The organism is Thermogemmatispora argillosa (genome assembly GCF_059696725.1).
Genome location: NZ_AP019377.1, coordinates 2,464,584 through 2,487,596, shown reverse-complemented (window position 1 = coordinate 2,487,596; position 23,013 = coordinate 2,464,584). Strand labels below are relative to the sequence as shown.

Below are 23,013 nucleotides of genomic sequence, written 5' to 3'. Positions count from 1 at the left end.
GGTAGCCTCTTCCCCCAAGCTCCAGCGCGTTATGGTCTCCTCCCTGTTCTCTCACTCTGGCCTGGCCGCGCTGACTCCCACAATGGAGGATGGCGAGCCAGCGTCAGGGGCTGGCGCAGATTTATTGACTGACTGTCAGTCAGCTTTGTAAAGAGGCCATGAAGGCGCTTGGGAAGCGGCGCGAGCCGCCATGAAGGTGCCTGAAAGGCAAGTCGGATTATGCTATACTTACCTACACTATAGAGAGATATGTCAGCTCTTCACTGTGGCTGCATCGCTTTGCCCAGAATCATGCGACGTTGGCATGATCCAGTGTTTTGAGCGACAGAAGGAGGTATTCCTCAATGACCGTCTCCTCCACCGTGCTATCACCCATTGTGCAACGTCAGAGTCAGGGAGCAACGTGGCTCTCACCTTCCGAATTCGCGATTCTCGAAGCCATCTGTGACACCCTGCTACCTTCCCTCGAACCACCCTCGGGAGCAGGTCCCGAAGAGGCCGCCTACTACCGTCGGCGGGCTGCTGATCTCCAAGTTGCCCAGCGCATGGCCGAAATGCTGGCGCTGGAGAACGAAGAGCGCAAAGGGCAGATTCGCCAGCTCCTTACCGTGCTCAGCAGTCCACTGGCCTCCCTACTGCTGGTTGGCAGGCCACAGCCTTTCATCCGTCTCTCCCAAGAGCAGCGTGAGCGCTATCTACTGGCGCTGGCCAACAGTCCACTAGGCCTGCTGCGTCAGGGCTTCCAGGCCATGAAACGTCTGGCCGGCTTCATCTTCTTTGCGGCCTTGGACGAACGGGGACGCAATCCTAATTGGGACGTCCTGGACTACACGCCTCCTCAAGACCCGCCGGCGACCGTGGCGCGTCCGCTGCAGCCCTTCCCTATTGAAAGCGATACCACGCTGGAAGCCGACGCCGTAATCATTGGCTCTGGAGCTGGTGGGGGCGTTGTAGCTGGTGAGCTGGCGCGGGCTGGCAAAAGCGTGGTGGTCCTTGAAAAAGGGGGATATTATAATGAGGAGACCTTTCCAGTTGAGGAAGGGCGAGGCATGACCGAACTCTACCTGCAGCGTGGCCTGTTGACCTCACGCGACCTCGGTATCACCGTCCTGGCCGGCAGTACGCTGGGCGGGGGCACGGTTGTCAACTGGATGACCTCTTTCAGAACGCCCGAGGACATCTTAGACGAATGGGCAAAGCGCTCCGGTGTTGCCGAGCTGACGGGTAAGAGTCTGCAGGATAGTTTCGCTGCCGTAGAGGAGCGCATCAGCGTCAATCTGGAGAACAGTGCTCACAATCGGCAGAATCAGGTCCTGGCCGATGGCTGCCTGGCTCTGGGGTATCATGCCGGCGTTCTGCGGCGCAATGCTGTTGGCTGTAATCAGCGCTGTGGCACCTGCTGCTTTGGCTGCCGCTATGGCTGCAAGCAGTCGACGCTCAAGACCTATTTGCAGGATGCCTTTGAAGCGGGCGCGCGCATCATCGTCAACTGCAGCGCTGATCGGGTCCTGATCGAGCAAGGGCGCGCCGTTGGCGTCGTCGCTACCGTGCGTGATCCCCAGAGCGGACGCCTCAGTCGCCTGACCGTGCGGGCGCGCGCGGTCATTGTGGCAGCGGGCGCTATCCACTCGCCAGCCATCTTGCTGCGCTCCGGCTTGGACAATCCTCATATTGGGCGCCATCTCTATCTGCACCCGACGGCAGTCATGGCCGGCCTCTATCCTGACAAGATCTACCCCTGGAAAGGGGTTCTGCAGTCGGCCTATAGCAACGAGTTCGGCCATTTGGACGGCACCTACGGCTACAAACTAGAGACCGCTCCTGTGCATCCAGGCATGCTCGGCGTGGCTATGCCCTGGTGGTCGGCGCGCGACTATCGCCGCGAGCTGCTGCAGGCGCCTTATGTGGCCGCCTTCATCGTGCTGACGCGCGACCGCGGAGAGGGCCGCGTCTCGCTCGGTAAGGACGGCGAGCCGGTCATCGATTACGTGGTCTCGGTCTACGATCGCCGCCATCTGCTCCACGGCATGGCGCAGGCTGCACGCGTGCATTTCGCCGCCGGCGCTCGAGCCGTGCTCTCACTCCATACGCGGCGCACACGCCTCGATCGCGCCGCCGATGGCACGCTCGATGAACGACAGTTCCGCGAGTTCGAACGCCAGCTTGAGCGGCATGGCCTGGCTCCCAATCGCCTCATGGTCTTCACGGCCCACCAGATGGGCACCTGTCGTATGGGCAGCGACCCACGACAGGCGGTCGTCGATGGCAATCATGAGGTGCACGGCGTGCGCGGCCTCTTTGTTTGCGATGGCAGCGTCTTCCCCTCGCCCTCCGGCGTCAATCCAATGCTCTCGATCATGGCGCTGGCCCACAGGGCGGCGCAGTACATCAAGTCAACGCTGTAGGGGAATATGCTCTATCATACACACATGATGCGCAGACCCTCCCCCTTCAGGCAGCAGAGCGAGGACGACGAAGATCTCTCTTGGCGAGAACGCCTCGTTCGCTTTGTACGGAGCGTGCCGGGCGCCCTGATCGGCCTGGCACGCTCTCTGCGCCTGGTCTGGGAGACGAATCCTTGGCTCACGCTGGGCCTGGCTCTGACTACCCTGCTCTTGGCTTTCGTGCCAGCCTCAACCATCTATCTCAATAAGTTGCTGCTTGATGCCGTTGTGATGGCCATTCGGGAGAGTGCCCGCGCCGGCTACTATCTGCGAATGATCATCGTCCTGGCCGGGCTGCAGCTCTTGCTTAATCTCCTGATGAGCCTGCTCACTACGCTCAGCAATACCTTTCAGCAGATTCTGCAGGACGAGACCGCCAGTCGCGTTCAGTATCTGCTGATCGAGCATGCTCATACTCTCGATATGGCCTTCTTCGAACGCTCGGAGTTCTACGACAAGCTGCAGCAGGTGCAGCAGGAGGCCATGCTGCGCCCGGTCATGATGATCGCTGGCACCTTTACCTTGCTGCGCAATTCGCTGACTTTCGGCTCAATGATTGTCTTGCTGGTTCGGTTGGAATGGTGGCTGGCTGTCATCGCTCTCGTCGCGCCAGTGCCTGCCTTCATCGCTGATGCTCGCTATGGCTGGCGCGGCTTCCAGCTCAGGCGTCGCCAGTCTCAGGAGCGGCGCATGCAGGCTTATCTGGTCAACCTGTTGACTACTGACTCCTATCAGAAGGAGATCAAGATCTTCAATCTGGGGCCGTTCTTTATCGAGCGCTTTCGGCAATTCGCTGAGCGCTTCCTCAGCGAAGAGCGCCGGCTCGTGGTGCGGCGCTATCTGGCCGGCTTCGGCTGGGGCACGCTGACAACTCTGGTGAGCAGTGGCACCTTTCTCTATGTGGCTATTCAGGCGATCTATGGGCGCGTCTCTATCGGTGATTTGACGCTCTATACGCAGGCCGCTAACTCAGTGCAGAATAACTTTCAGAACATTCTGAGCGGCTTCTCATCGATGTATGAGCATAATCTCTATCTGAGCACGCTCTTTGAGGTGCTGGCCCTGCGCCCGGAGATGCCGCGCCCGGCCAATCCGGTGCCCCTGGAGCGGCCATTTTCGCGCGGGATCGAGTTCCGCAACGTCACCTTTTATTATGAAGGGCGCCAGGAGCCGGCCCTGCGCAATGTGAGCTTTAAGCTGGAGACCGGTCAGACGCTGGCCATTGTCGGACGCAATGGGGCGGGCAAGACCACCCTGGTCAAGCTGCTGGCGCGCCTCTACGATCCCCAAGAAGGGCAGATTCTGGTCAATGGGCACGATATCCGCGAGTATGATCCCGATGAGCTGCGCCGCGAGATCGGCATCATCTTTCAGGACTTCGTGCAGTACCAGCTCCTGGCGCGCGAGAATATCGGGGTTGGCCAGGTTGACTTCATTGAGGATCGGGCGCGCATTACGACGGCAGCTCAGAAAAGTGGTGCCGATGAGGTGATCGCGCGTCTTCCCCAGGGCTACGAAACGATGCTCGGGCGCTGGTTCGAGGAGGGCCACCACCTCTCGGGCGGCGAGTGGCAGAAAATGGCTCTGGCCCGCGGCTTCATGCGCGATGCTCAGATTCTGATCCTCGATGAGCCGACGTCGGCGCTGGACGCCCAGGCCGAGCACGAGCTGTTTGCCCGCATGCGCGAATTGACCCGCGGGCGCATGGCCATCTTTATCTCACACCGCTTCTCTACAGTGCGGGTTGCCGACCATATTCTTGTTCTGGAGCGCGGCCAGGTGATCGAGCAGGGAAGCCATGAGGAGCTGATGGCGCGTGGCGGGCGCTACGCCGAACTTTTCAATCTACAGGCCTCTTCGTATCGCTAGCGCCCTCGTCCTTCTTTCGCGGCTGGTGGTGCCCAGGTCTGCCGCGCTAGTAGCGGTTGTGCGCTTGCTCACTGGCGTCGGCTGATGCCCAGGCCGCTTTCGACGCCCGAGAGATCATAGATGCCGCCGCGCTGCTCGTAGCCGCCCGTGAAAGGGTCAGCGGCCAGCAGCATGGGCGTGTCGAGATCAATAAAGCGGAAGCCGCCCAGGCCGGCAACCAAGTGGGCGGCGGCGCTGATGGCCAGCCGCGATTCCATCATGGCCCCAATCATGAGCTGCGTATGGGTCGCGCGACAGACCGCGGCGATGTCAAGAGCTTCGACAATGCCGCTTTTCATCAGCTTGATGTTGACGACGTTCACCGCGCCCATTGCGATGAGATGAGCGACGTTGGCGGCGCTGTAGGCGCTCTCATCGGCGGCGACCGGTACGCGGCTGTGTTGGGTGACGTAGCGCAGGCCCTCGTAATCATCCTTGGGGACAGGCTGCTCTAGCAGCAGTGGGCGAATGTCACGCTCATCAAGGGCTTCCAGGCAAAGCAAGGCTTCGGCGGGAGTGTAGCCCTGGTTGGCGTCCAGGGTCAGACCGACGTTCGGCGCGGCTTCGCGTACGGCTTCGACGCGGGCCACGTCTGCGCGGACATCGCTGCCCACTTTGATCTTGATAGTGCGAATGCCGCGGTCGACGGCGGCCCGCGCCAGCTCGTAGGCGTGCTCGGGTTCGACTAGGGGAATGCTGATGTCAGTCTCAACGGCGCTGCTGACACCTCCGAAGAAGGCGTAGAGAGGCAAGCCGTACGAGCGCGTCAGGGCGTCAAGCAGGGCCATTTCGAAGCCGGCGCAGACAGAGGATTGACTGAAATAGAGGCTGCGCAGCAGTCGGGCAAGGCTACGCCATTGGGCGGCGTCTTTGCCTTGCAGCAGAGCAGCACAGCTGCGGGCGGCGGCCAGGGCTGTATCCTGGTCTTCGCCCAGACTGGGCAGGAAGGGCGCAGCCTCGCCATAGCCGATACTGCCATCTTCCAGGGTGACGGTGATGAGCACGTTGCGCGCCTCGCTAGTACTGCCGGTGGCAATGGTGAATGGCTCCAGCAAGGGGATATTGAGCGGTTCAACGTTGATGGCTGCGATGGTTGTGCGTGTGGTGCGCGTGTGATTGATGTGGGCCATAGTGTTTCTCTGTCTCCTGGTTCTTTGCTGGGCTGATCGGCGGACCCGACCGCCGCGCCGGAGCGCGGGGAGCCGAGGATGCCAGCTAGACGGCGGCACCCGGCTCTAGAGCTGTAGCTGCGTGCGGTTGCGCTGGCGATCAGCATGGCGCTCTAGCGCTAGCTCGATCAGGCGGTCCAGTAGCTCTTCGTAGGGTAAACCGCTGGCTTGCCAGAGCTTGGGGTACATGCTGATGGTGGTGAAGCCTGGCATCGTGTTGACTTCGTTGATGTAGATCTGCTCGCTGCGCTTGTCAAGGAAAAAGTCGACGCGGGCCAGACCGCTCAGGTCAAGGGCAAGAAAGGCCTGGATGGCGTAACGACGTATCTGGTCGGCCACTGTCTGCGGCAGATCGGCGGGAATCACGATCTGGGAGCGGTTGTCGATGTATTTGGCGCGGTAGTCGTAGAATTCGTTGCTCGGGATGATTTCGCCGACGACCGAGGCGAGCGGCTCGTCGTTGCCAAGGACAGCACACTCTAGTTCGCGGCAGTCAATGCCGCGCTCAACGATGATTTTGCGATCGTATGCGGCCGCCAGGGCAATGGCCTGCTCCAGCTCTTCACGGTTGTGGGCTTTGCTGATGCCAACGCTGGAACCAAGGTTGGCCGGCTTGACAAAGCAGGGATAGCCAAGCTTGGCCTCGATGGCGGCTATGACGGCGGCAGGATCACGCTCCCAGGCGTGACGGCGATAGACCAGGTAGTCGGCGATGGGAAGGCCGATCGCCTGGAAGATCATTTTCATCTTCTCTTTGTCCATGCCCAGAGCGGAGCCGAGGACGCCACAGCCTACGTAGGGCACGTTGGCCATCTCTAGCAGTCCTTGTAGTGTGCCGTCTTCGCCGTAGGGGCCGTGGAGCACTGGAAAAATGACGTCGAGCCGGCTCGCCTCTGCTGCTGCAGCGGCTGGCCCGGTGCCGGCGCTCTCTGGCCGACTCAGTGGCACCAGATGCCCTACGGTGGGATCTCCAGGTAATGTGACGGCCAGGCCCAGGCTCTCGCTGCGAAGCGCGCCGCTCTCCGGTTCTGTTTCTGCAGCAAGCAGGCGCTGGGGTTCGACTCCAAGGAGCCAGCGCCCTTCCTGGGTAATGGCAATGGGCACGATCTCGTATTTGTCGCGGTCGAGGTGCTCAATGATGGAGGTGGCGGAGGCGATCGAGACTTCGTGCTCCCCTGAACGCCCGCCGAAGATGACACCGACGCGCAGCTTGCCTGTCTCTTGTTGCGAATGCCGCATGCTCTGCTCTCTCCTTCTTCCTGCTTACTCTGAGCCGGCTGACTGGCCGGTTGGGGCTTCCGGCGCGCCCGGCCACATGCTGAGCAGTGTTTCCATTGCCATGCCGCGCGAGCCTTTGAGCAGCACCAGGTCGGCAGGTTGCACCTGTGCTGCAAGCAGGGCGGCCGCCGCGCGCTTGGCTTCTTCCAGGGCGGCGCGATCGTGTGGATCAGCGGGGAAATAGTGAGTGCGCTCGGGCGGCAGACCGGCGGCAAGGGCGCCCTCGACATAGTAGCGAGCCTGATCGCCGATGGCGACCAGGTAGTCAATCAGGGAGCCAATGGCCTCACCGGCGCGGCGATGTTCTCGCTCAGCGTAGGGGCCTAGCTCAAAGATATCGCCAAGCACCGCCCAGCGCCGTCCTCCCTGGGCGACAGGTGTGGCCTGCATGGCCCGCGCAATGGCGATGATCGACTCGGCGCTAGCGTTATAGCTGTCGTCAATCAGCGTGCTCCCATTGGGGCCAGCCTTGATCTCGCCGCGCCCCTTCACCGGTGCCAGCGACTCCAGCGCGACGCGAATCTCGCTGAGGGGCAGGCCGGCGGCGCAGCCGACTGCCGCTGCGGCGATGGCGATGTAGATGCCGTGGTCACCTGGAATGTGGAGCTGCACCGGGCACTGTTCGCCCCGGTAGCTGAGGAGGAAGCGCCGCCCCCGCAGGGGGTCGCCGCCGTCGGGAATAGCTCTGACCTCAGCTTGCTCGGCCGTGCCATAGTAGACGACACGTGCCTGCGTGCGGGCTGCCATGCCGCGTACACGGGGATCATCGTAGTTGAGAAAGGCGATGCCGTCAGGCGGCAGGGCCTCGACTAGCTCGCCTTTGGCCTGGACGATGCCCTCAACCGATTTGAAAAATTCGAGGTGGGCGCTGCCAACGTTGGTGATCACCGACCAGTGGGGCCGGGCAATGGTGCGACAGAGCCAGGCCAGCTCTCCAACCCACTGGGCCCCCATCTCCAGGACAGCATAACGGTGCTGCGGTTCCAGTCGCAGCAACGTCAAAGGATAGCCGATTTCGTTGTTGTACGATGCGAAGGTTTTGAGGGTCGGAGCTTGCCGGCTTAAAACTGCTGCGATGGCTTCTTTTGTGCTTGTCTTGCCGTTACTGCCAGTGATGCCTATGAAGATCGTGCCTTGTTGGCGCTGGGCGCGCTGACGCGCGATGGCGTGCAAGGCCTGCAGGACGTCGGGAACAACGATTTGTAGAAAGGAGGGAGGCACCTCCTCCGCGGGCTGGCTACATAGCACGCCGCCAGCACCCTTGCGCGCGGCCTCGGCGATAAAGCGGTGGCCGTCGACATGTTGGCCCTTGAGGGCGATGAAGAGGTCGCCGGGCTGAAGCTGGCGGCTATCATGATGGGCCGCTGGAAAGATGCGCTCCGTTTCCTGCTCGTCCAGGCCGTAGAAGCGCGCGCTGTCTCCGCACGCCTGGCGAATATCGCTGAGGGTAAACATTGGTGCTGCGTTCTCTCCTCTACCTGTACCTGCTGCCTACTACCTAGATCTGTTGACCTGGCTAGCTATTCTTGGGCCATTATACCATAGCTGCTGTGGCTGAGGAGATTTCACGGTAGCGAGGTCTGATGTGGGAGACGTGTGACGGGGCTGCCGGCAGGCCTGCGCTGCCGGGAGATGTGATAAGGTTAAGTAAGAAAGCAGAGACAGGGGCAGACGGCGCCACAAGCGAGCCAGTCTGTCTTCAGTCGAGAAGCAAGCAATCTGCCAGATGGAATGGAGGGATTTGCCGATGCGAGCAGTTATCATCACCCGTCCCGGTGGGCCGGAGGTCCTCGCCGTTCGTGAGGTACCGATCCCCGAGCCGCAGGGAGAACAGGTACGAGTACGCGTGCACGCCGCCGGTCTGAATCGGGCCGATTTGCTGCAGCGCGCGGGCGGCTACCCGGCGCCGCCGGATGTGCCTGCGGACATCCCAGGACTGGAGTTTGCCGGAACTGTCGACGCCGTCGGGCCGCTGGTGCGCCGTTGGCGGCCTGGTCAGCGTGTGATGGGCCTGGCCGGCGGAGGAGCCCAGGCCGAGTACCTTGTAATCCACGAAGGCTTGCTTGTCGAGATACCTGACAATCTCGATTTTATCCAGGCGGCGGCCATCCCCGAGGTCTTTATGACCGCCCACGATGCCCTCTTTACGCAGGCCGGCCTGCAGATGGGGGAGCGTGTGCTGATCCACGCGGCAGGTAGCGGCGTAGGTACGGCGGCCATTCAGCTCGCGCATGCCGCCGGCGCCACTACTTTCGGCACCTCCCGAACGCCGGCCAAATTGGAGCAGGCGCGCGAGCTGGGATTAGATTACGCTCTTGCCGCTCAGGACTTCGCCGCCGAGGTCCAGCGCCTCACCGGTGGCCAGGGGGTACATGTGGTGCTGGATTTCGTTGGCTCAGCCTACCTGGCTCAGAATATGGAGGCTCTCGCTCCCTGGGGACGCATGGTTATTCTGGCCACGATGGGGGGCGCTCAGGCTGAAATCAATCTCGGGCTGCTGATGGCCAAGCGTCTGCAGATTCGCGGCTCGACCCTGCGTGCGCGCAGTCTGGAGGAAAAACTGGCCGTCACGCGGCGCTTCGCGACCTCGGTCGTGCCTCTGCTGGCCAGCGGCAAGATCAAGCCGGTCATCGAGCGTGTCTATCCGCTGGAGGAGATCGCCGAGGCTCATCGTCATATGGGCGAGAACCGCAATTTCGGCAAGCTGGTCCTCTCTCTCTCTTAGCTCAGAAGGGCAGGGACAGGCAGACTGGCTGGCCGCTGACCACGCTGGCCGCCTGTCCCTCTTTGCTTCTCCTGGCTAGCCTTGTTGCCTACCTCGCGGCTGAGCGGGCCAGGGTGCCGGGGCCGCCTGGGGTGGGCTTCGGCTAAGAGAGGGCAGCTAAACTGAGGTCTGCCGCTCATCTTCGCTCGCCTGTGTGCCTGCGTCCCGCTGGCGAATCAGGACCTTATCGACGCGCCGACCATCCATATCGACTACCTCCAGCTCGAAATTCCCCAGGGTCAAACGGTCCCCTTCCTGGGGAATGCGATCGAGATGGGCCTGTACCAGGCCAGCGATGCTGCTGTACTGGCCGCGCTCCTCCTCGGGAATGGGGGGCAGCCCGATCTGCTCGCGTACGGTCTCGTAGCTCTCCAGGCCGTCCACCAGCCATGAGCCGTCTTCCCGCTGCACGATGCTGCGCTCCTCATCAACATCGTATTCATCCTGAATCTCGCCCACCAGCTCCTCTAGCAGATCTTCCATAGTGACCAGGCCACTCACCTGGCTATATTCGTCGATCACGATGGCGATCTGGGCCCGCTCGCGCTTAAAGCGGCGCAGGAGATCATCCAGGTGATGCTGTTCCAGCGCAAAGATCGGCGTCCGTAGCAGGCGCAGATAATCGCGGCTGCTGCTGCCGGTGAGCATGTAGAGCAGGTCCTTGGCGTGCAGAATGCCAAGGATATTATCGATCGTGCCACGGTAGACCGGTAGGCGGCTGTAGCCGCTCTCGCGGAAGACGCGCGCCACCTCTTGCAGGGAGGCGCTGGCCTCAATGGCCACAATCTCACTGCGTGGGCGCATCACCTCGCGCACCGTGCGATCGGCAAAATGGAGAGCGCGGCGGATAAACTCCTCCTCCTCACGCTCCACTGCTCCACTGGTGAAACCCTCGTGCGTCAGATAAACGATGTCTTCCTCTGTGACCTCTGGCTGAGCTTCGACGCGCTGGCCGAGCAGGCGTAGCAGCAGGTTCGTGGAGAGCGTCAGCAGGCCGACCACCGGGCGAGCGATCCGTGAGAGCAGGGTCATCACAGGGGCGGCGGCGCAGGCGACACTTTCGGCGTGCTGCAGAGCCAGGCGCTTGGGGGCCAGCTCGCCGATCACCAGCGTGAAGTAAGTAATCAGCAGGACGTCAATCGCCAGTGCCAGGCTATCGGCATAGGCTCCGACCACAGGCAGGGTGCGCAGCCAGTTGGCCAGAGGAACGCTCAGGCTAGCGCCGCTAAAAGCTGCCGCCAGGGTGCTGATAAGGGTAATGCCTACCTGGACGGTCGCAAGAAAGCGGTCCGGTTCCTCGGCCAGCTCCAAAGCCTGCTGGGCCCGTTTCTTCCCGGCCTCCGCTTGCTGCTGCAGTCTGCCACGGCGCGCTGATACTGTGGCAATCTCTGAGGCCGCGAAGAAGCCGTTAGCGACCATCAGCAAAAAAATCACTAGCAGTTCAAAGCCGAGTCTACCGGACATACCTCCGCTCTCCTCTCTTCTCTCGTTGATCCTGCTTTGCCCTCTGCGCTGACAGGCCTGAAGCAGGGCCATCAGGACTTCAGACCCCAGGCTCTGCCAGATCTGGCGCTGTTTTGCAGAATATGCCGCTTGCTCGTGCCTGCCGGCGCCTGACACTGGCTGAGTGGGTGGCTTAACTGAAGGCTGCCAGGTCAGGTCTGCCTGGCCGGCCTCTATTTAGCAGGGGTAGTCTCTATTCTAACACGTCTGCTGGACGCAGAGTGAGAGGTGGGCAGGCACTGATTGGTAAAGGAAGGGGAGCGCCTGGCAAGGGCTGGCCTTCCTTCACTTCTGCCAGTACCAGCCGGGGCCACCTGGGCGGCTCTCCTCCCATGCCATACTCTGGCTTGCTGATGAAGCCCTCGGTCTTCAACCTGACAGCGCTCGCGCTTATGAGCTATAATAGCGATGCGGGGCTAGCAAGCGAACGGTCGGGGCGACTCGATCCCGGGAGACAAGGCAGCCCCTGCGGGACACTGGCAAGCAACGTAGAGTATTTACTGCGCTGCTAGGGGAGCCGTTTCAGGCTGAGAGGGCGGCCATCGGCAAATAGATGGCCTGCCGACCCTGAGAACCTGATCTGGGTAATACCAGCGGAGGGAAGCGGCGAGCGCATTCCACGCTCTGCTCTATTCTAGGCTGCAATCTTCCACTCCTCTGCTTTAGGTTCCTTCCCTGATCCCCTTCAGCGCCCCATTCTGCCACTGGAGCAAGAAAAAAAGCTACATAGCCTGGCTATTAGCGGCATTGGAGCGACAGCCATGCATTCTCCCAAACTGCAGCTAGAGGGGGTCACCCATAGCTACCGGAGCGGCAAACAGAGCGTGGCGGCGCTGGCGGGCATTGATCTCACTGTAAACGAGGGCGAGTTTGTCACCATCATTGGCCCCAGCGGCTGCGGCAAAAGTACCCTGTTCAATATCATTGCCGGCGTTGAGGAGCCGACCGGCGGCACGGTCATCCTCGACGGCGAGGTCAATGGCAGGCGAGCCGGCAAGACGGGCTACATGCCTCAGCAGCCGTTGCTCTTGCCCTGGCGCACGGTCGAAGAAAACGTTATGCTGGGCCTGGATATTCGTCGTGTTCCGCGCAAGAGAGCCCAGGAACAGGCGCGTGAGCTCCTCAAGCGCTTTGGCCTCAGCGACTTTGCCGGACACTATCCGGCCTCGCTCTCCGGCGGCATGAGCCAGCGGGTGGCCTTGCTGCGCACCGTCCTCTTTCATCCCTCGTTCCTCCTGCTCGATGAGCCGTTCGGGGCGCTCGACGCCCTGACGCGCCTCTCCTTGCAGATGTGGCTGCAGGAGCTATGGCAGAGCCTTAAGGCCAGCATTCTCTTTATCACCCACGACGTACGCGAGGCTATTCTGCTCTCTGACCGCATCTATGTCTTTAGCGCTCGCCCGGCACGGGTGCTGCGCGTGGTCAGCGTAGGGCTGCCGCGACCGCGGCGTCCAGAGCAGCTAGCCACGCCTGAAGCCGCTGGCCTCGAACAAGAATTGATCAGCTTGCTGCTAAAGGAGCAAACAGCATGAACGGTGGTGCCCTGGGTACGCTGCGCAAATTGGCCAGCTATGGGCCGGCCATCATTCTCGCCACTCTACTCCTCGTCCTCTGGGAGAGCTACGTACGCCTCGCCCGTGTCAGTCCTTTCATTCTGCCAGCGCCAACAGCCATGCTGCAGGCGCTGGTAGCGAATTGGGATCTGCTCTACGTGCATACCTTACAGACGCTGGTCGAGACGCTCATCGGCCTGGCCATCTCGGTGGTCCTGGGTTTGCTCATCGCTATCCTGCTGGATCTCTCCACCTGGGTTCGGCGCGCGCTTTATCCTCTGTTGCTTACCTCGCAGACCATCCCGATGGTGGCGCTGGCGCCCTTACTATTGGTCTGGTTCGGCTACGGCCTCTTGCCAAAGGTCCTGCTCGTGATTCTCTATTGCTTCTTCCCGATCGCTGTAGCCTGCGCTGATGGGCTGCTCAGCGTCGAGCCTGAGCTGATCAAGCTCCTGCGGAGCATGCGCGCCTCACGTTGGCAGATCCTCTGGTTGGTCCGCCTGCCTGGGGCCTTGCCGGCCTTCTTCTCAGGCCTGCGCATCGCCGTGACCTACAGCATCACAGGGGCCATCGTCGGCGAGTATGTCGGAGCCGAAAAAGGCCTGGGCCTCTATATGGAGACTTCGGCTAACTCCTTTGCCATGGCCAATGTGCTGGCGGCCGTCCTGATTACTGTCGTCTTGACCATTCTGCTCTTTGGCCTGGTGGCCCTCTGCGAGCGTCTGGCCCTGCCCTGGTATTTTACACAGGCGCGCACGCGCTTCTGAAGCACGGCCTTTCTGCTTTGAGCTATTTGTTGTTTTTGAAATGCATGAACGTATGAGGACAAGTCGCCCATGAGCAACAGAGCACGTTTGACTTTGAGCATTGTGATTCCGCTGCTGGTCGTGATAGTGGTCGTCGGGGCCTTCCTCTGGCAGCAGCATCTCAGCAACTCCGGGAGCGCAGGCCCCACCGGCGGCGGCACTGGCACGGTCCGCCCCCTGACGACAGTCAAGCTGGCGCTGGACTGGACGCCCAACACCAATCATACGGGCATTTATGTGGCCTTGGCCCAGGGTTGGTATGCCCAGGAGGGGATCAAACTGGAGATCCTGCCGTTCTCGTCGAATGTCTCGCCTGATGTGCTGGTCAGCACGGGCAAAGCTGATGTGGGCATTAGTTCTACCGAGGGCGTGGTCACCGATGCGGCTCTTGGTCAGCCGGTGATCTCGATTGCGGCCATTATTCAGCACAATACCTCGGCCCTGGTAACGCTGGCCAAATCAGGCTTGCGACGTCCGCGCGACCTCGACGGCAAGGTCTACGCGGCGTTTGGGGCGCCCTACGAGACGGCGGTAGTCAGCGCTATTATCAGGCATGACGGGGGCAAGGGCGTCTTTCGTAGCGTAACCCTCGATGTCGATAGTATGCAGGCTCTGGAGAGCGGGCGCGTCGATTTTGTTTGGGTCTTTGAGGGCTGGGAAGTGATTCAAGCCCAGCGCCAGGGGGTACAGCTTAACGTTTTTCCCGTGACCAGCTATGGCATTCCCGACTACTATACGCCGACCATCATTACGGGGCCGCGTCAGATCAAGGAGGAGCCAGATGTCTTGCGGCGCTTTATGGCAGCCACAGCGCGCGGCTATGAATATGCGCGTCAGCATCCGCGCGAGGCGGCGCAGATGCTGCTCAATACGGCTCCCAAAGGGACCTTTCCCGATCCCGGCCTGGTCTACGCCAGTCAGGAGTTTTTGAGTCCGCGCTACGCTGATCCGGGCCGTCAATGGGGCTGGCAGGATGCGGCCCCCTGGCATGGCTATCCCCAGTTTATCTTGAATACGGGCCAGATTAAGAATAACGCCGGTCAGGTGGTGCATACCCTTAACTTCGACTCGCTCTATACCAATGCTTTCCTGCCCCATTGATGGCGGTGATCGCGGGCACTGAGCAACTGGGCACCGCGGTCAGGGGACAGAGCGGGAAGGGCCAAGTAGTAGGTAAGTCGCGCCTGGCCATTAGGAGATAGCGTAACCCAGCAATGTGGTGACCAGCGGGAGACCGCTCGTAGAGAGGCTGCCCGCTGGTCGCTTGGCTATGAGCGGGGCTGCTCTGGGCCGCTCATGGTACTGCTACTTCTGATGAGCCCGGTGAAGGAAGCAGGCAGGGAGGGAGAAAGCAGATACCTTAGCGCACTCTCTTCGTTTCATCTAATAGATGGATAACGTGCCTTGCTGGACCTGTCTGCTCAATGAGCGGCGCTAGCCTTTGGACGAAGAATCACTGTGATGCGAGTCTCCGATCAGTATCTCTTTTGCCCGGTTTGTGGTGCCGCCAATGACCGCGATGCTCAGGCCTGTCGTTCCTGTCACGCTTCTCTCTCCTCCTCTGTTGCTCCTGCTGCTACCGCTGATCCTGGTCAGAGCGAAGGCGAGCCGGGCATCAGAGAACTTGAGCCATTAACGCTGGAAGAGCCTGCTGACAGTCGCTCTCTGGTACCGCTCTGGCCGGGCACCGTTCTGCGGGAACGCTACCACATTCTGCGCATTCTTGGGCGCGGTGGCTCGGGGGCCGTCTATGAAGCCAGCGATCTGCATGAAGGCGAACGGCGGGTAGCCATCAAAGAGATCGTGGCTTTCCATCTGGAGCCGCGTGTGGCGGTGGAGACAATGGCGGCCTTCTACAGAGAGGCCTCGCTGCTGGCGACGTTGCGTCATCCCAGCATTCCAGAGGTCTATGAGTATTTTACCGAGCAGGACTGCTGCTATTTGGTGATGGAATTTATCCAGGGCGAGACGCTAGAGGCGCGGCTGCAGCGCAGTCGCGGTGGCCGTCTTCCGCTAGATGAGGCGCTGGAGATCGCCATTCAGCTCTGCAGTGTGCTCGAATACTTGCATTCGCGCCCGGTCCCGATTGTCTTTCACGATCTCAAACCCGCCAATATTATGCTTGATAGCGCTGCCGGGCGTGTCTGCTTGATTGACTTCGGCATCGCACGGCGCTTCAAGCCGGAGCAAAGCCGCGATGTGCTGGTCCTTGGCTCCCCCGGCTATGCCGCTCCCGAGCAGTATGGCAGAGAGCAGAGCACGCCCCAGGCCGATATCTATGGCTTGGGGGCCACGCTCCATCAGATGATAACGGGAGTTGATCCCTCGGAAGCGCCCTTGCACTTTGGCCGGCTCCGCTCCTTTGATCCTTCGCTCCCTGCCGAGCTGGATGAGCTGGTCGCGCGCATGGTAGAGATCTCTCCTCGCAAGCGTCCAGCCAGCGCAGCGGAGGTACGCCGCCAGCTTGAGTTGATCCGGCTGCATCTGCCGCGTTCTCTGCGAACAAGCAGGCGTGAGCGGCGCCGGCAACCTCTAGCGCCGCCGCCGGGAAAGCGCCAACGCCCGGAGGCTCAGCCGGCGCCAACCCTGTCGCGGCGTCTACTGCTGATCGCTGGCCCCTTCGTTCTGGGGACGGTCGTGGGTATAGTGGGGGCGCATGAGCTGGATCTCCCTCTGGTGCCGGCCTCGGCAAGCCTCCAAACGCCGACGGTTTTCGCGCGCACGCCGGCAGCCCTGACCCTGCTCCCTCGTGTCAGTGTGCGTCTGGCCTTTAGCTATGCTGGCCATCAGGCTCCAGTCAGGGCTGTGGCCTTCTCCAGTGACGCCCAGTATCTGGCCTCCGGCGACCTGGCCCATAGCGTTCAGGTCTGGGAGCCCTTATCTGGTGAGCTGTTGCTGCGCTATGATGATCATCGCGCTGCTATTACCTCGCTGGCCTGGCTGCCTGGCATGCCCGTGCTGGCCTCCAGCAGCGAGGATGGCACGGTGCAGGTCTGGGATGTGTTGCAGCGGCGCCGGCTGCTGGTCTATCGGGGACACCGCGGAGCGGTGCGCGCTGTCCGGGGGTGTGGCGTGGGCTGGTTTGCCTCGGGCGGAGCCGATGGCACAGTCCAGGTCTGGGATGCTCGCACTGGCGAACGCAGCCTGTTGCTCGTCGAAGAGCAACGCGCGCCAGTCAATGCTGTGAGCTGGTCGCGCACAGCGACTCTGCTGGCCTCTGCCGATCAACTGGGCAACGTTCTGCTCTGGGATATAGGCAGCGCCCGCCTGAGTGCCCGTCAGAGCGTGGTCGATGTGCTGAGCGGCAAGCCTGTGGCTCTGCTAGCGCTGGCCTGGTCACCCGATGGCTCGCGCCTGGCGGGCGCGGGGGCCGATGGCCAGGTGATCTTGATCAGCCTGGACGGCGCTGCCTTTCTCGGCGGCCAGGTGACTTCTGAGTTTCCCTGTACGTCTCTGGCCTGGTCACCTGACAGTCGTCTGCTCCTTGTCGGCAGCGGCGCGCAGGCTACCATCTGGTTAGCCAGCACGACAGCTTATAGCCCGCTCTATACCTATACAGAGCAGGCGGGGAAAGTGGCCGCGGTAGATTGGTCGCTCGATGGTGGACTGCTGGCCTCCGCAGGAGGGAGCAGCGTGCGCGTCTGGAGCGTGAGCAGCAGCAGCAACAGTTAGCGTCTGGGATGAGGAAGGACGAGCGCGCGCCTGAATCCACCCGTTATCAAGCCAGCCGCTGCGCTGCCGGCGAGCAGGTCAGGCGTGGTCAGAGGAGATCGCTGCGTGTATGGATGATCAACAACTGACCACTGACCAGGGTGACGCTGGCTTCTGGCTGGGTCAATTGATTGCTAACGCCACGGGGGCGGCCAAAGACCAGCGTCTCCCCGTGCAGGGGGTAATAGAGGCCCACGGTAGAGATGCCATGTGCATCGCCCGCCAGAGGGAGGAGGGAGACCAGGTCACCACTGTGACCTCGGATCAGGGTGGAACCGGGGCCGCGCAGGAGCCAGCAGGTTGAAGGCCCGTCGATCAGGCGCACATGCGCCCGGTCATAAGCTGCCAGCAGAAGCACATTGGCCAGCGCATGATCGCAGCGGGCGCCGCCCAAGGCTCCCAGAATGGTCACAGTCGTTGCCCCCTGCTCGATGGCATACTGGAGCGCCAGCTCGCTGTCGGTCTCGTTCTTCTCGACTGGCGCCTGCACAAAGCGACAGCCCGCGGCCTCCAGTTGGGTTACCAGGGCCGGAGCGAGCGAGTCCAGATCTCCCAGCACAATCGTTGGCTGTCTGCCCAGCCGAAGCGCGCTCTCTGCGCCGCCGTCCGCCGCCAGGATGAGATCGGCCTGATGTAACGCCTCCTCAACCAGGATACTCGGGCGCAGCGTCCCGCCGGCAAAGATCACCGCGTGCATCTCGCCCTTGGTCTCCTTTCTCTGCTCCGTTTGCTGTTCCTCCCGCCCCGCTGGGCTTTTGCGTAGCCCAGGCGGGGCGGCTGATCTTGACTTGACAGCAGTGCATTGTACCATGTTGTCTGCATAGCAAACGAGGGCCAGAAAGGGGCAGAGGCGTGCAAAGCGACGGATAATGACGTACAATGGCCCTGGTTGGCTGGAAGGCTTGTGGCTGTCTGCTGCGCTGCTGCTGCTGCTGCTTCTCCTTCTCTAATCATCGGTGAACTGCCTGCCTCTTGCCACTGACAGACATGCTGCCTTGCCTAACTGGCCAGCACGTAGCCCTCTCGCAGGGCTATCCGTTCTACAGATGGAAGTCTTCACTTCGCACGTGGGGGAAACAAACGATGCTTTCCACGCAAGCGATACCGCAATCCTGGGGACGCTATCCGCGGGTCAAGCCAGCGCGTGTCGTCCCGATCTACTGGCGCGATCAACTGCCCGATCTGCAGGCACTGCCTGGGCCGCTGCTGGCCTACGGCTACGGTCGCAGCTATGGTGATAGCTGCCTCAATGAAAATGGTACGGTGCTGGCGGTCAGTCACCTGCGGCGTTTTCTGGCCTTTGACGAGGAACAGGGCTTGTTGCGCTGCGAAGCCGGCGTCTCGCTGGCTGAGATTCTTGATCTGATTGTGCCTCGAGGCTGGTTCCTGCCTGTCTCTCCCGGTACGAAGTTTGTATCGGTAGGTGGGGCGATCGCTAATGATATTCATGGGAAAAACCATCATAAGGCAGGAACTTTTGGCTGCCACGTCACTCGCTTTGAGCTGCTGCGCTCGGATGGCACACGCCTGATTTGCTCGCCGACTGAGAACCGTGAGCTGTTTGAGGCCACGATCGGCGGCCTCGGCCTGACGGGGCTGATTCTCTGGGCCGAGTTTCGCTTGAAGCGCATCCATAATCCTTATATCGATATGGAGCGTATCCGCTACGATTCGCTCGAAGAGTTTATGGAGCTATGTGCCGAATCCGACGAGCGCTATGAGTATACGGTGGCCTGGGTTGATTGTCTGGCCAGCGGCAGCAAGCTCGGACGGGGCATCTTTATGCGCGGCAATCATAATGAATCGCCTGAGTATGCTCGCAAGCCGCTGCCGCGCAAGCTGCCTCTGGCGGTCCCCGTTGATCTGCCGTCCTTTACCTTGAATACGTTAACGCTCAAGATCTTCAATACGCTCTACGATCATTCTCAGCTTCAGAAGCGTGTCTCTAAAGTTGTGCCTTATGAACCTTTCTTCTATCCTCTAGACTCTATCCATGACTGGAACCGCATGTATGGACGACGCGGCTTCTTCCAGTATCAGTGCGTGGTGCCCTATGATCAGGGCTACGATGTCATGAAAGAGATTCTGCAGCGTATCAGTCGTTCCGGTCAGGGGTCTTTCCTGGCAGTGCTCAAGAAGTTTGGTGATGTACGTTCGCCTGGTTTGCTCTCCTTCCCGCGTCCGGGCCTGACCCTGGCCCTCGATTTTGCCAATCAGGGACCGAAGACGCTGCGCCTCTTTGATGAGCTGGATGCCCTGGTGCGCGAAAGCGGAGGAGCGCTTTATCCGGCCAAAGATGCGCGCATGCATGGTGAGGATTTTAAGCGCTTCTTCCCACGCTGGCAGGAGTTCATGCGTTATATCGATCCGAAGTTCTCGTCCAGTTTCTGGCGACGCATGGCCCTTGTTCCTGCGCGAGAACAGTCTACCACGGTAGAGGTTTGACTATGGCCTTGCAGAAAGTTGTCATTGTAGGCGCGACCTCGGCCATTGCTTACGAGGCGGCCCAGTGTATGGCGGCCCAGGGAGCCGAGCTGTTCTTGGTCGGGCGCAACCCGGCAAAGTTGGAGACGATCGCCGCCGATTTGAAGGTGCGAGGGGCGCAGCGTGTCGAAACCTTCCTCTTGGATGCCAACGAGGTGACGCGTCATCAGGAGATGCTGGATGCTGCTGTGGCGGCCTTCGGCTGGCTGGATGGCCTGCTGATCGCTCACGGTACCCTGGGCGATCAGCGCAAGTGCGAACTGAGCGTTGAGGAGACGCTGCGTGAGTTCCAGACAAATGCTCTCAGTGTGATTGCCCTCTTGACGCTGGCGGCCAATTATTTTGAGCAGCGCGGCCGCGGCTGCATTGCGGTGATCTCCTCGGTGGCGGGCGACCGCGGACGCCCCAGCAATTATGTCTATGGTGCCGCCAAGGGAGCGGTCTCGATCTTCCTGCAGGGTCTGCGCGCTCGCCTGGCCAAGCGCGGGGTGGCTGTGGTAACCATTAAGCCGGGCCTGGTCGATACTCCAATGACCGCTCATTTGCGCAAAGGGTTGCTCTTCTCTAGTGCGCGCCGCGTTGGCCGCGGCGTCTACCGCGCCATGCAGCAGGGCCGCCCGGTGGTCTATTTGCCTGGCTATTGGCGTCTGGTCATGCTCGTGATCCGTCTGATCCCTGAGCGCGTCTTTCAGCGCCTGTCGCTTTAGCCTGTGTGCTTTCAGTGCAAGGGGATGTACATGACTTGCCCGTCAGGGCCGATCTCTAGAAAGTAAAGCGGACGCCCCGGAAAGGCCTGACGCAGACGCTCGAATTGCTCTGGTTCGCTGGCTTCTGCATAAATGATATCTCCTTGCTGTAAGAGAGGGTCATTGAGAGGAAAGAGAACGAAGTCGTAGATAGCGAGATCGTTCGTGACCACAATGGCGTGATGGACCGACGGGTGATAGATGGCCTGGAGATCAAGCCGTGTGCCGGCTGGCAGCCCGCTGTAGTTGTGGTAGAGGCTGATCTGACGGGGAGTGTAATACAGCAGGTTGCAAGCCAGTAGCCCGATGAAGAGCAAGGCCGTCAGCGGACAGGCTCGCAGCAGGGCCTTAGCTCTGGCAAGAGGCTGCCTGACGGCTGGGGCATCCTCTACCGTGGGCAAGAGAGCCACCGCTTGCTCAGGCTGGGGCGCTCTCCTTCTGGCTAACCAGCGTCTCGCTGCCTGCTCAATGGCTTCAGCGGCGAGCTGCTCGCCTTGGGCCAGTGTGATCAGGCCGCGGGCGCTCAGCATGAGCAGGAAAGGCAGCGTCTCGTAGAGATAGCGCGGCCCTAAATAGATACCGTGGTAGAAGTAGCCCACGAAGACCAGCGCGATCAAGGCCGTCCCTGCTAGCAGCAGCCAATCTACGGCCCGGCTCCGGCCACTGACGAAGGGGATTAGCAGCAGGGCCAGGGTGAGATAGAAGGGCCAGCCAAAGAGATCGATCGCCAGTATCGTGAGCTGCTCATCGAGGTTGACCAGGCCGGCAGCCAGGGTATGAGCGCCGTAGAAGCCGATGCCCTGGCCAAAGCCCCAGCGATCGCCAGCAAAGAAGAGTGTACGTGGAGTGAGCAGCGGATGCCCCGTCAGGGCCATGTTAAACAGCAGGTCGAGTATCAGAAAGACCTGGAAAATGATGACCGAGGCGATCAGCATCTGGAGCCAGGAACCTGGCCACGGATGCCAGCGCCGCCAGGCTGCCGCAAGGATGCTGCCGCTGAGCATCGCGATGTAGAGCAGGGCCACCTGCTCGCGCGTCAGGTATGCCAGACCGAAACAGAGCGCCGCCAGCGGCAGCCCCCACAGCTTACGCTCCTGCAGGAAGCACAGGAGGGCCCAGAAGCCCCAAACGAGATAGAAAAGCGTGACAGTATGGCTGAGATAAGAGGCTGCCAGATAGCTATAGAACGGCGAGAGTGTCCCCAGCAGCACGGCCAGAGTTGCTGTTAAGCGATCGTAGAGGCGGGCGGCAATCAGGCCGATGCCCAGCAGGGCCAGCGTGCCCAGCACCGGCTCAACGGCGTAGGGCAGACCCAGCCAGAAGCCGGGCACCAGCGTCAGGGCGGTACCCGGCGGATACTGGGCAAACCAGCGGCCGTCGAACTGGACCATAAAAGGGCCAGGAAAGAGATCGGGCGTTGGCGGTAAGGGCACGGCTAGCCGTCCCTGGGCATACATTTTGGCGGCGAAGACGTAGGCCGCGGCATCATAAATGTGCGGTTGGCCATTGTACTCAACACGCGCGATCCAGAGCGTGTAGCCTAGAGAGCCGCCCAAGGCGAACAGGGCCAGGGGATGGAGTGCTCCTGTTAAACGCTGCCACCGGCCTGCCAGTCGAGCGGGCAAAGTGTGGTTGCTACTGCCGCGGGTGAAGAGCTGAGGCCAGCATCGGCGCTGGCCGAGGCCAGCCCGGGCAGTCTCTCTGCTGTCGGCAAAGATCTGGAAACAACAAGTTGCGCTCGGGCCTTGGCGCAGGAAGAGCCGGAGACTGCTTGCGGCTCCTCTGACCAGCGTCAGCAACAGAAACAGAGCTGTGGCCCAAAGCAGCGAGCGCACAAGTGTATCGGCGACTTCGGCGCCGAAGGGCACGACGTCGAGTGGAAAAAAGAGGCTGCGATCGTCGAATTGTGGGGTAGCGGTGCCTGGCCGGGGAGAGTGCTCAGGAGCAAGCCAGGTCACGCTGAGACGGCGATCGTTGCGATCAAGCATTATTTGCACTACGCCGCCGGCGGCGGTCACCAGGATCAACGAACGAGGGGTTTCAGGGCGCTGTAGCTCAAGGCGCAGACGCAGCGTGCTACTGGCCGGCAGGCGCACTGTTGTCGCGGGAGCAGGCCAAGATATAGCCTGGATTACATGATTACCGCTCCAGATTTGCAGATTACGCCAGCGGCTATATCCCTCTAAATCGCGCATCCAGCTCTGAAAGCGATAGTACCATGACGACGAGAGGCTATGCATATAGGGGAGATCAAGCGTAAAATTATTGGTGCTATCACTCCCATCGATCTGATACTCATGGAGAACCGGGTCCTGAGCCGGAAAGCGGAGCTGGATCAAAGGAGCCAGATGGCCCAAAGGGACCGACTGGCTGCCAACGAATAGCGTGGTCGTATCAGCCTGGCTCACCACCTCCACCGGCAAGGCGGCCACCTGATAGCAGGCGGCGTCGAGGCCCAGCAATAGCAGCAACATGCCACTGAGCAACAAGCAGCGCCGCAGCCAACGTAACCCTGAGCGTGTCCGTCGCAGCCGCGCCTGCTCTCCAGAAAATGGAGGCCGGTAGCTATCTAACATACTCACCTGCTCCCCGGTCCAGTCCTCTCTCAAGACAGGCAGTCATCCCAGAGCCACATAAAGCTTCCCGG

At 61.2% G+C, this 23,013-nt stretch carries 15 protein-coding genes and 1 riboswitch; of the genes, 9 read left to right on the top strand and 6 right to left on the bottom strand.

The genetic code is table 11. The features are described from left to right. The first annotated feature begins 344 nt into the window (after positions 1-344). Together AC6H1L_RS09725 and AC6H1L_RS09720 are read left to right on the top strand one after the other, a co-directional pair. On the top strand, positions 345-2,405 hold the full coding sequence (locus tag AC6H1L_RS09725; protein ID WP_497601294.1) for a GMC family oxidoreductase N-terminal domain-containing protein: 2,061 nt from the start codon (positions 345-347) through the stop codon (positions 2,403-2,405). Between the two features lie 24 nt (positions 2,406-2,429). Continuing rightward, positions 2,430-4,313: an ABC transporter ATP-binding protein gene (locus AC6H1L_RS09720; protein ID WP_497601293.1), complete on the top strand. Its 1,884-nt coding sequence runs from the start codon at positions 2,430-2,432 to the stop codon at positions 4,311-4,313. 68 nt (positions 4,314-4,381) lie between these two features. On the opposite strand, the gene AC6H1L_RS09715 is transcribed toward AC6H1L_RS09720, so the two are convergent. From AC6H1L_RS09715 to AC6H1L_RS09705, 3 genes are all read right to left on the bottom strand, one after another. Continuing rightward, a complete protein-coding gene (locus AC6H1L_RS09715; RefSeq protein ID WP_497601292.1) occupies positions 4,382-5,482 on the bottom strand; it encodes a dipeptide epimerase in 1,101 nt (366 codons plus the stop codon). A gap of 105 nt (positions 5,483-5,587) precedes the next feature. Beyond that, positions 5,588-6,760, bottom strand: a complete 1,173-nt coding sequence (locus AC6H1L_RS09710; protein ID WP_497601291.1) for a D-alanine--D-alanine ligase — start codon at positions 6,758-6,760, stop codon at positions 5,588-5,590. A gap of 24 nt (positions 6,761-6,784) precedes the next feature. Beyond that, a complete protein-coding gene (locus AC6H1L_RS09705; protein ID WP_497601290.1) occupies positions 6,785-8,254 on the bottom strand; it encodes a UDP-N-acetylmuramoyl-tripeptide--D-alanyl-D-alanine ligase in 1,470 nt (489 codons plus the stop codon). Between the two features lie 292 nt (positions 8,255-8,546). Here AC6H1L_RS09705 and AC6H1L_RS09700 point away from each other — a divergent pair, with 292 nt between their 5' ends. Next, on the top strand, positions 8,547-9,524 hold the full coding sequence (locus AC6H1L_RS09700) for an NAD(P)H-quinone oxidoreductase (RefSeq protein ID WP_497601532.1): 978 nt from the start codon (positions 8,547-8,549) through the stop codon (positions 9,522-9,524). 156 nt (positions 9,525-9,680) lie between these two features. Here the strand turns inward: AC6H1L_RS09700 and AC6H1L_RS09695 are convergent, their stop codons facing one another. Further along, entirely contained in the window at positions 9,681-11,027 is a 1,347-nt protein-coding gene (locus tag AC6H1L_RS09695) for a hemolysin family protein (protein WP_497601289.1), read from the bottom strand. Positions 11,028-11,566: 539 nt separating this feature from the next. Next, a riboswitch (TPP riboswitch) is annotated at positions 11,567-11,685 on the top strand. Between the two features lie 142 nt (positions 11,686-11,827). On the opposite strand from AC6H1L_RS09695, the gene AC6H1L_RS09690 reads away from it, so the two are divergent. The 4 genes from AC6H1L_RS09690 to AC6H1L_RS09675 all read left to right on the top strand — a co-directional run bounded on the left by AC6H1L_RS09690 (position 11,828) and on the right by AC6H1L_RS09675 (position 17,097). After that, positions 11,828-12,598, top strand: coding sequence for an ABC transporter ATP-binding protein (locus tag AC6H1L_RS09690; RefSeq protein ID WP_497601288.1), 771 nt, complete (start codon positions 11,828-11,830; stop codon positions 12,596-12,598). Next, positions 12,595-13,386, top strand: a complete 792-nt coding sequence (locus AC6H1L_RS09685; RefSeq protein WP_497601287.1) for an ABC transporter permease — start codon at positions 12,595-12,597, stop codon at positions 13,384-13,386. Before AC6H1L_RS09690 ends, AC6H1L_RS09685 begins: the two co-directional genes overlap by 4 nt. Positions 13,387-13,455: 69 nt before the next feature. Then, on the top strand, positions 13,456-14,526 hold the full coding sequence (locus AC6H1L_RS09680) for an ABC transporter substrate-binding protein (protein WP_497601286.1): 1,071 nt from the start codon (positions 13,456-13,458) through the stop codon (positions 14,524-14,526). A gap of 360 nt (positions 14,527-14,886) precedes the next feature. Next, a complete protein-coding gene (locus AC6H1L_RS09675; protein ID WP_497601285.1) occupies positions 14,887-17,097 on the top strand; it encodes a WD40 repeat domain-containing serine/threonine protein kinase in 2,211 nt (736 codons plus the stop codon). Between the two features lie 88 nt (positions 17,098-17,185). Here AC6H1L_RS09675 and AC6H1L_RS09670 read toward each other — a convergent pair whose 3' ends face one another. Further along, complete coding sequence (locus AC6H1L_RS09670; protein ID WP_497601284.1) at positions 17,186-17,833, bottom strand: thiamine diphosphokinase; 648 nt, start codon at positions 17,831-17,833, stop codon at positions 17,186-17,188. Positions 17,834-18,219: 386 nt separating this feature from the next. Between AC6H1L_RS09670 and AC6H1L_RS09665 the strand changes: the two genes are divergently transcribed. Continuing rightward, on the top strand, positions 18,220-19,581 hold the full coding sequence (locus AC6H1L_RS09665) for an FAD-binding oxidoreductase (RefSeq protein WP_497601283.1): 1,362 nt from the start codon (positions 18,220-18,222) through the stop codon (positions 19,579-19,581). Between the two features lie 8 nt (positions 19,582-19,589). Continuing rightward, positions 19,590-20,327: an SDR family oxidoreductase gene (locus tag AC6H1L_RS09660; RefSeq protein ID WP_497601531.1), complete on the top strand. Its 738-nt coding sequence runs from the start codon at positions 19,590-19,592 to the stop codon at positions 20,325-20,327. 11 nt (positions 20,328-20,338) lie between these two features. Here the strand turns inward: AC6H1L_RS09660 and AC6H1L_RS09655 are convergent, their stop codons facing one another. Further along, entirely contained in the window at positions 20,339-22,942 is a 2,604-nt protein-coding gene (locus tag AC6H1L_RS09655; protein WP_497601282.1) for an ArnT family glycosyltransferase, read from the bottom strand. Positions 22,943-23,013: the final 71 nt, after the last annotated feature.

Excerpts from the sequence above, each read along its gene's own strand:
- AC6H1L_RS09675 (WP_497601285.1), top strand. The coding sequence starts at position 14,887 with ATGCGAGTCTCCGATCAGTATCTCTTTTGCCCGGTTTGTGGTGCCGCC.
- AC6H1L_RS09705 (WP_497601290.1), bottom strand. The coding sequence starts at position 8,254 with ATGTTTACCCTCAGCGATATTCGCCAGGCGTGCGGAGACAGCGCGCGC.
- AC6H1L_RS09685 (WP_497601287.1), top strand. The coding sequence starts at position 12,595 with ATGAACGGTGGTGCCCTGGGTACGCTGCGCAAATTGGCCAGCTATGGG.
- AC6H1L_RS09695 (WP_497601289.1), bottom strand. The coding sequence starts at position 11,027 with ATGTCCGGTAGACTCGGCTTTGAACTGCTAGTGATTTTTTTGCTGATG.
- AC6H1L_RS09655 (WP_497601282.1), bottom strand. The coding sequence starts at position 22,942 with ATGTTAGATAGCTACCGGCCTCCATTTTCTGGAGAGCAGGCGCGGCTG.
- AC6H1L_RS09715 (WP_497601292.1), bottom strand. The coding sequence starts at position 5,482 with ATGGCCCACATCAATCACACGCGCACCACACGCACAACCATCGCAGCC.
- AC6H1L_RS09690 (WP_497601288.1), top strand. The coding sequence starts at position 11,828 with ATGCATTCTCCCAAACTGCAGCTAGAGGGGGTCACCCATAGCTACCGG.
- AC6H1L_RS09710 (WP_497601291.1), bottom strand. The coding sequence starts at position 6,760 with ATGCGGCATTCGCAACAAGAGACAGGCAAGCTGCGCGTCGGTGTCATC.
- AC6H1L_RS09680 (WP_497601286.1), top strand. The coding sequence starts at position 13,456 with ATGAGCAACAGAGCACGTTTGACTTTGAGCATTGTGATTCCGCTGCTG.
- AC6H1L_RS09665 (WP_497601283.1), top strand. The coding sequence starts at position 18,220 with ATGCTTTCCACGCAAGCGATACCGCAATCCTGGGGACGCTATCCGCGG.
- AC6H1L_RS09725 (WP_497601294.1), top strand. The coding sequence starts at position 345 with ATGACCGTCTCCTCCACCGTGCTATCACCCATTGTGCAACGTCAGAGT.
- AC6H1L_RS09720 (WP_497601293.1), top strand. The coding sequence starts at position 2,430 with ATGATGCGCAGACCCTCCCCCTTCAGGCAGCAGAGCGAGGACGACGAA.
- AC6H1L_RS09700 (WP_497601532.1), top strand. The coding sequence starts at position 8,547 with ATGCGAGCAGTTATCATCACCCGTCCCGGTGGGCCGGAGGTCCTCGCC.
- AC6H1L_RS09670 (WP_497601284.1), bottom strand. The coding sequence starts at position 17,833 with ATGCACGCGGTGATCTTTGCCGGCGGGACGCTGCGCCCGAGTATCCTG.